This is a genomic window from Candidatus Limnocylindrales bacterium (assembly GCA_035626395.1).
Classification (GTDB): domain Bacteria; phylum Desulfobacterota; class Binatia; order UBA1149; family CAITLU01; genus DASPNH01.
In genome coordinates this window covers 1-1,467 of the sequence record DASPNR010000005.1, presented here as the reverse complement: position 1 = coordinate 1,467, position 1,467 = coordinate 1, and the positions used below count along the sequence as shown (strand labels likewise).

Genomic DNA, 1,467 nt, shown 5'->3' with positions numbered 1-1,467 from the left:
GTTCATTGAGGGCTGGTACAATACGCGCCGCCGGCACTCAGGCCTGGACTACATGTCGCCGGTCAACTACGAGAGGAAGGCGCTAGCGATGGCCGCAGTTCGATAGTCACAAACTGTCCGCGAAAGCGGGGGAACTCCAGTGCGAGCCGGCGAGTAAGGCTGCGGTTCTCTCGCTCGTTCCATTCGCGGTCGACGAGCATCGCGAGCCGGTCCGTGAATGTAAGGCCGTCGACGCTCTGGGGACTCGCCAGCTGCTCGCGCAGCGCGCTGGCAATGCCGTTCATGCGCATGCCGTAGAGCTTTTCGAATGTCTGTTCGTCGGTCATTATTCCTCCTTTGGCCTTCAGTGGTAGTACTCGGGGCCGCGCACGTTCTCGTGCTCCAGGGCAAGCGCGGGTTGCTCGGGCTCGGGTAGCGGACGCGTGTCCAGGCCCGCGGCGAGAATGGATTTGACGCTGGTGTAGCTTGGCGCGCCAATCCGCCGTGCCCTTCGGCACGCTGCTTCGACGCGCTCGCTGCCGTAGCGACGCGCGAGCGAGATCACGCCGAGGCACGAGCGGAATCCCTGCTCTGGATGCGGCTTGGTGCGCAGGATGTGCTCGACGAGCGCAGAGGTCTCCTGGCCGACCGTCTGTGCCCAGCGCATGATCCGCTCGGGCGACCATTCGAGGTAGCGCTGGTGCGCCTTCGGCCGATGCGTGGGGTCGGTGGTGTAGCCGCGGCGCCTGGTTGATTGTCCAGCGACACCCAGTCTCGCGCACTAAGACGACATCCAGATTCGCGCACCTCGGTTGATCCTAAGCTCCCGATTCTTCGACCGTTCCGTTTCGGTTCTGCGTCGTCGGCGACATCCTCCTTTACGATTGCTGGGTCACGGCCCGTTCCAGGTCCCGGAGCCGGTAGCTGCGTCCCTTGATGTCCAGGACGTGGCTGTTGTGGAGCAGCCGGTCCAGGATCGCCGTCGCCAGCACCTCGTCGCCGGCCAGGATCTCGGGCCACTCCCGAATCCCCTTGTTCGTCGTGATCAGGATGCTGCCGCGCTGGTAGCGGTGGGACACCAGGCGAAAGAACAGGCTGGCCTCCTGGCGCGTCATCGGATCGAAGCCGACTTCGTCGATGACCAGCAGCGAGGCTGACAGGTACTTCTTTCGCCGCAGCCTCGACGGCGACAGCTCGGCATCGCGCCGCAGCGCTGCCATCAGCTCGTCGAGCCGGCAGAAGCTGACACCGAAGCCACATTCGACCGCGCGCACCGCAAGAGCGATGGCCAGGTGCGTCTTTCCGACGCCGGGAGGTCCCTGGATTAGCAGGGTGCGGTTCTCGCGAATCCACTGGCACGTCCCCAGCGTCTCGATGCGGCTGCGTTCGATGGAAGGCTGGAAGCTGAAGTCGAAGCTGCCGATGGTCTGACCGGTGGGCAGACCCGAGAGCCGCAGCGAGGTGCGCACACGCCGCTCCTCGCGCCAA

4 protein-coding genes are annotated in these 1,467 nt (G+C 64.9%); 1 reads left to right on the top strand and 3 read right to left on the bottom strand.

All coding sequences use genetic code 11. The features are described 5' to 3' along the window. Positions 1-106, top strand: a 106-nt coding sequence (locus VEC57_03155; GenBank protein ID HYB98112.1) for an IS3 family transposase, incomplete at its 5' end; no start/stop codon positions are given. Here the strand turns inward: VEC57_03155 and VEC57_03150 are convergent. The 3 genes from VEC57_03150 to istB form a co-directional block, all read right to left on the bottom strand. Continuing rightward, positions 63-326: a hypothetical protein gene (locus VEC57_03150; GenBank protein HYB98111.1), complete on the bottom strand. Its 264-nt coding sequence runs from the start codon at positions 324-326 to the stop codon at positions 63-65. The genes VEC57_03155 and VEC57_03150 overlap by 44 nt on opposite strands. A gap of 17 nt (positions 327-343) precedes the next feature. Next, complete coding sequence (locus VEC57_03145; protein HYB98110.1) at positions 344-646, bottom strand: hypothetical protein; 303 nt, start codon at positions 644-646, stop codon at positions 344-346. Positions 647-857: 211 nt separating this feature from the next. After that, the coding region (istB, locus tag VEC57_03140) for an IS21-like element helper ATPase IstB (GenBank protein HYB98109.1) at positions 858-1,467 on the bottom strand (610 nt) is incomplete at its 5' end.

Excerpts from the sequence above, each read along its gene's own strand:
- VEC57_03150 (HYB98111.1), bottom strand. The coding sequence starts at position 326 with ATGACCGACGAACAGACATTCGAAAAGCTCTACGGCATGCGCATGAAC.
- VEC57_03145 (HYB98110.1), bottom strand. The coding sequence starts at position 646 with ATGCGCTGGGCACAGACGGTCGGCCAGGAGACCTCTGCGCTCGTCGAG.